This window comes from Streptomyces millisiae (genome assembly GCF_031845425.1).
In the GTDB taxonomy this organism is placed as follows: Bacteria; Actinomycetota; Actinomycetes; order Streptomycetales; family Streptomycetaceae; genus Streptomyces; species Streptomyces millisiae.
The window spans coordinates 1-4,763 of sequence record NZ_JAVREM010000144.1 but is presented as its reverse complement, the minus strand read 5'-3'; the positions used below and the strand labels follow the sequence as shown (position 1 = coordinate 4,763).

The 4,763-nt window shown below is 75.4% G+C and carries 5 protein-coding genes; 3 read left to right on the top strand and 2 right to left on the bottom strand.

What is annotated here, in order from left to right:
• Positions 1-35: 35 nt before the first annotated feature.
• Positions 36-1,463, bottom strand: coding sequence for a phytoene desaturase family protein (locus RNC47_RS35825; protein ID WP_311605016.1), 1,428 nt, complete (start codon positions 1,461-1,463; stop codon positions 36-38).
• 236 nt (positions 1,464-1,699) lie between these two features.
• Positions 1,700-2,362, bottom strand: a complete 663-nt coding sequence (locus RNC47_RS35820) for a TetR/AcrR family transcriptional regulator (RefSeq protein ID WP_311605015.1) — start codon at positions 2,360-2,362, stop codon at positions 1,700-1,702.
• A gap of 178 nt (positions 2,363-2,540) precedes the next feature.
• On the opposite strand from RNC47_RS35820, the gene RNC47_RS35815 reads away from it, so the two are divergent.
• From RNC47_RS35815 to RNC47_RS35805, 3 genes are all read left to right on the top strand, one after another.
• Positions 2,541-3,014, top strand: coding sequence for an SAV_6107 family HEPN domain-containing protein (locus RNC47_RS35815; protein WP_311605013.1), 474 nt, complete (start codon positions 2,541-2,543; stop codon positions 3,012-3,014).
• Positions 3,015-3,101: 87 nt separating this feature from the next.
• The gene (locus tag RNC47_RS35810; RefSeq protein WP_311605011.1) at positions 3,102-3,911 is read left to right on the top strand and encodes a class I SAM-dependent methyltransferase; all 810 of its coding nucleotides are present in this window, start codon (positions 3,102-3,104) and stop codon (positions 3,909-3,911) included.
• A 206-nt stretch (positions 3,912-4,117) separates the two neighbouring features.
• The gene (locus RNC47_RS35805; protein ID WP_311605009.1) at positions 4,118-4,519 is read left to right on the top strand and encodes a DUF3040 domain-containing protein; all 402 of its coding nucleotides are present in this window, start codon (positions 4,118-4,120) and stop codon (positions 4,517-4,519) included.
• The last annotated feature ends 244 nt before the right edge of the window (positions 4,520-4,763 follow it).

Genomic DNA, 4,763 nt, shown 5'->3' with positions numbered 1-4,763 from the left:
CCCTTCGAACCGCTCAGGCCGGCAGGCCAAACGGTTCAGTAGGAGCCCCGCCAGCTCGGGCCCTCCACGATCAGGCCCGTGGCCAGCGCGCCCGACATGCCGGCGTGGGCGAGGCCGCCGCCCGGGTGGGCGAGGGCGCCGACGCGGTAGGCGCCGGCGAGGCGGCCGGTGTTGGCCCCGGCCAGGAACGTGGCGTCGGCGCCCGCCAGGGCCGGGGTGGGGAGCACGCCGCCCGGCATGCCGGTGTCCCGCTCGACGTCCGCCGGGGTCCTGGTCTCGCGCCACAACACCCGCCCACCCAGGTCGAGTCCGGCCGCCTCGGCCGCCGCGAGCAGCTCGTCGGCCGCCCGGTCGGCCGCGCCGGGGGCCGGCCAGTCGACGCCGCCCACGCCGTGCGCCGGCGCCGGCGCGGAGAGCACCGCCGTCTCGTGGTCCGCGTCCGGCCTGAGCGCCGGGTCGTCGGGGCGCAGCACCCGCACCGGCGGCCGGCCGAGGTCCGCGCGGTGCACCAGCGTGCGGTGCGGGGTGCCGGCCGGCCGCGGGCCGCGCAGCGCGAGCAGCACGGTGAGCCGCCCGGTGGCGTGCGGCGCCGTGGCGCCGAGGCCCGGCGCGCCCCACACCACCGAGTCGGCGGGCACCGTGGCACCGTCGGCCAGTTCGACGCCGCCGGCCCTGCCCTCCCTGGCCAGGATCCGCTCGGCGGCCGTCCCGAAGACGAACTCCACGCGGCGTTCGAGGCACCGCTCGTACACCGCGTCGGCCAGCGCCCGCATGCCGCCCGCCGGATACCAGCTGCCGAAGCTCCGCTCCACGTACGCCAGGACGGCCGCGCCCGGCGGCGCGACCGCCGGGTCCACGCCGTACTCCCACACCGTGCCCGTGAGCAGCGCGGCGAGCCGTGGTTCGCGCAGCTCGGCCGTGGCGAGCTCGGCCAGCGTGCCGGGGGCGCGCCGACGCAGCAGGCCGCGGCGCGCCGCGTGCGGGTAGGGGTCCTCGCGCAGCGCCGCCCGCTGCTCGGGCGTGGTCAACGGCTCCTCGACCAGCGGGCGCCTGGTGGACTCCCACACCTGGCGGGCGCGTCGCAGCAGCGCCGCCCAGCGCTCGCCCGCGCCGGCCCCGAACGCGTCGTCGAGCGCCTGCTGGGCGCCGCCGAGCGCCGCCGGCAGCCGTACGGCGACGCCGTCGGCGAACCGGTGCTCGACGGCCGGGTCGACCCGGTTCAGCTCCACGCACTCGCCGAGCTCCCGCTTGCCGGTCTTGATGAACAGGTCACGCCAGACGGCCGGCAGATGGAGCAGCCCTGGTCCCGTGTCGAAGGCGAAACCGTCCCGCGCGAAGCGCCCGACGGCCCCGCCGTGCGTCGACGTCCGCTCCACCACCGTCACCCGGTGGCCCGCGGTGGCCAGCCGGGCGGCGGCGGCCATGGCGCCCATGCCGGCGCCCACCACCACGATCCGAGCCATGGACCAGCACGTTACCCGGGCCCTTCGCCGGTCGGCGGATCGGTACCCCACCCCACGCGTACCGGGTATCGGATGAGTATCCGCCTGAGTACCGGCGCGGATGGGGAGGACACCCCTGGCACGGAAGGGTGAACGCGGTGCCCCGGCCGATCGGCCGTGCGGTGTCCGAACCGCCGTCACGGGGCGGCGGATCGGAGACGGCCGGGGCGCGGCGGAAGGTGGGGCCCCGTTCGACGTCAGCCGGCGTTCGAGGGGCTTCCCAGCGAGTGCTGGGATGGGGGCCCCACCTGCCCGCCAGCCCCGAGCCCGCCGCGCAGCAGCAGCGAGACGGCGGAACGCACCTCGCCCTGCGGGCGCTCCGCGTGGAAGGTGTGCCAGTCGAGCGCCGCCACCACGACCATCCCCACCATGGCGCCGGCGATCAGCTGGATGTCGAGGTCCTCGCTCAACTCGCCCCGCTTCACGCCCTCCTGGAGCACGTCCTCCACCACCCCGGCGACCTGCCGGCGGACGTCGACCAGCGTGCCGTGCCAGCTGCGGTTGGTGCGCCACTGTTCGGCGACCAGCAGCCGGGCGAAGTCCGGATGGCCGATGACGAAGTCGAGCCCGGCGTCGGCCATCGCCTCCAGCCGGCGCACCGTGTCGTCGCCGTGCGCCGCGGAGGCCCGCGCCGCCTCGCGCAGCGAGACCGTCAACGGCCCCACACCGTGCCGCAGTAACCCCTCGAACAGCTCGGTCTTGCTGGAGAAGTTGTAGTAGACGGTCCCCTTGGCCACCCCGGCCCGCTCGGCGATCTGCTCCACCGTGGTGGAGGAGAAGCCCTGTTCCGCGATGAGGGTGACCGCCGCCTCGTAGAGCCGCAGCCGGGTCGCACCACGGCGGGTGCTCGTCCTGTTCATGGGCCGATTCTCTACCTGGGAGGAACGCGAGATCACCGTAAGCGGCAATGACCGGCCGGGAATTGTCAGTGCCATCCGTCACCATGTGCCCAGATGCGCAGACTGTGCGGACTGTGCGGCCCTTTCGGGGGGTGCCGGCCCGCCTGAGCGCTGGATGACGACGGACTGGAGGCTCGTCATGACCGGACTTCCGACCGATGTGCACCCCGTGCCGCGCCGGGCGTCGGCCCCGCCGGCCGCGCTCGATCTGCTGGGCCAGGCCGAGCGGGGGCTGACGGAGGCGGCCGGCCTCGCCGACCCGGGCGAGGCGTACGTGGCCGCGCACCTCGCGGCGCTGCGCACGGCCGCCGCGGTGCTCGCGGTGCGTGGCCGCCCGGAGGCCACGCCCAGGGCCCGCAGCCGCATCCGCAGTGTCTGGGAGGTGCTGCCCGAGATAGCCCCCGAGCTCGCCGAGTGGAGCTTCCTGTTCGCGGCGAGCGCCGGGCGGCGGGCCAGGATCGAGGCCGGCATCCGCGGCGTGGTCGGCGAGGTGGACGCGGCGGAGCTGCGCCGCGCCGCCGCCTTCTTCCTCCGCCTGGTGGAGGAGCTGCTGCTGCGCCAGCCGGTGCTGCGGGCCGACTTCGGTGATCCCGGTGGTGCCACGCCCAAGTAGTCTTGCCGGGTACGGTGGCGTGGCCGAATCGGCCGAATCTCACCCCACGCACCACCTCACCGCCCCGCGCAGCAAGGAGCAGCCGCAATGCCGTCAGAGTCGAGGGTTCGCGACGCGGGCGGCCCGGTGTCGGGCCCGCACGCCGCGCTGCGCACCGGAGTGGTGTGGGACGTGCTGCGGCAGGCGCTGCTGCGGCGCGCGGCCGCCACCGGGCGCTCGGCGCTCGACGTCCTGGACACCGGCGGGGGCAGTGGGAGTTTCGCGGTGCCGGTGGCCGGCCTCGGCCACCGGGTGACCGTGGTCGACCCCAGCCCGGACGCGCTGTTCGCGCTGGAGCGGCGGGCCGCGGAGCAGGGGGTGGCCGAGCGCGTGCGCGGGGTCCAGGGCGACACACACGACCTGCACGACGTCGTCGAGTCGGGCGCGTTCGACCTGGTGCTGTGCCACGGGGTGCTCGAGTACGTGGACGATCCGGCGGCCGGCCTGCGCGCCGTCGCCGGGGCGCTGCGGCCCGACGGCGGCACGCTCAGCGTGCTGACCGCCGGCGTGGGCGGGGCGGTGCTCTCGCGCGCGCTCGCCGGGCGCTTCTCCGAGGCCAGCCGCGCCCTCGACGACCCGGCGGGCCGCTGGGGCGACGCGGACCCGGTGCCGCACCGCTTCACCGTCGACGGGCTCCGGGAGCTGATCGGCGCCGCCGGGCTGCGTCCTGGCGAGGTCCACGGGGTGCGGATCTTCGCCGACCTGGTACCCGGCGCGCTGGTCGACACCGAGCCGGACGCGCTGCGGGCGCTCGCCAGGCTGGAGGCGGAGGCCGCCGGGCTGCCGGCCTTCCAGGCCATCGCCGGCCGGCTGCACGTACTCGCGGAGCGACTCGCCACTCCATCGGGCGAGCGATAGTCCGACTCCTCGTATCATCGAGATGAGCCCTCCGGCATGACCCGGAGCCGCTGGGGGAATGACTTGTCCACCCCCCACAGGGTCCGGCGGACTGCGCGTGGCGGGCGAAATTGGCGTACAGGGGTGGGTTTCACAGGGAGACTTCCCTGCCTATCCTTGAAAGGTCGGATCCGGTCGCCACCGCGACCGACGAGTAGGAGGACTCCGTGCCGCTCTCGGACCACGAGCAGCGCATGCTCGAACAGATGGAGCGAGCGCTGTACGCCGAAGATCCCAAATTCGCGAGCTCGCTCGAGGGTAATGAGCTGCGTACGTACACCCGCAAGCGGGTTTACCAAGCGATCGCCGGGTTCGTCGTGGGCATCGGCCTCCTCATGGGAGGCATGGTCGCGCAGCTGATCTGGCTCAGCGTGGTGGGCTTCCTGATCATGCTCGGGTGCGCCGTGGTGGCCGTCACGGGATGGCGTCGGACGCCGCCCCAGGGTGACACCAGCGGTGGCGCCCGCGGCGGCCGCGGCGGCGGCCAGGGCGGCGCGCGCCAGCGGAGGTCCATGATGAACCGCATCGAAGAGCGGTGGCAGCGGCGTCGCGAGGAGCGCGACGACTAGACCACCGTCGCTTCCCCAGAACCACCCCCAGGGCCGCCTCGGCGGCCCTTTCGCTCGCCCGGGTGTGATCGGCCTGGCGGCGGGCCCGGCCGGCCACCGCCCGGGTGTTCCCCACCCACCCGCCCTTCAGCGCGCTTCGCGCGGGGGCCGGCCCTAGCCGGCCTGCGGCCACGGCGACTGCGCTGCTGTGGGCTGCGTGGAGCGGCACCGCAGGTGCCATGGCGGCGTGGCCGCCGCAGGCCGG

Excerpts from the sequence above, each read along its gene's own strand:
- RNC47_RS35825 (WP_311605016.1), bottom strand. The coding sequence starts at position 1,463 with ATGGCTCGGATCGTGGTGGTGGGCGCCGGCATGGGCGCCATGGCCGCC.
- RNC47_RS35820 (WP_311605015.1), bottom strand. The coding sequence starts at position 2,362 with ATGAACAGGACGAGCACCCGCCGTGGTGCGACCCGGCTGCGGCTCTAC.
- RNC47_RS35815 (WP_311605013.1), top strand. The coding sequence starts at position 2,541 with ATGACCGGACTTCCGACCGATGTGCACCCCGTGCCGCGCCGGGCGTCG.
- RNC47_RS35810 (WP_311605011.1), top strand. The coding sequence starts at position 3,102 with ATGCCGTCAGAGTCGAGGGTTCGCGACGCGGGCGGCCCGGTGTCGGGC.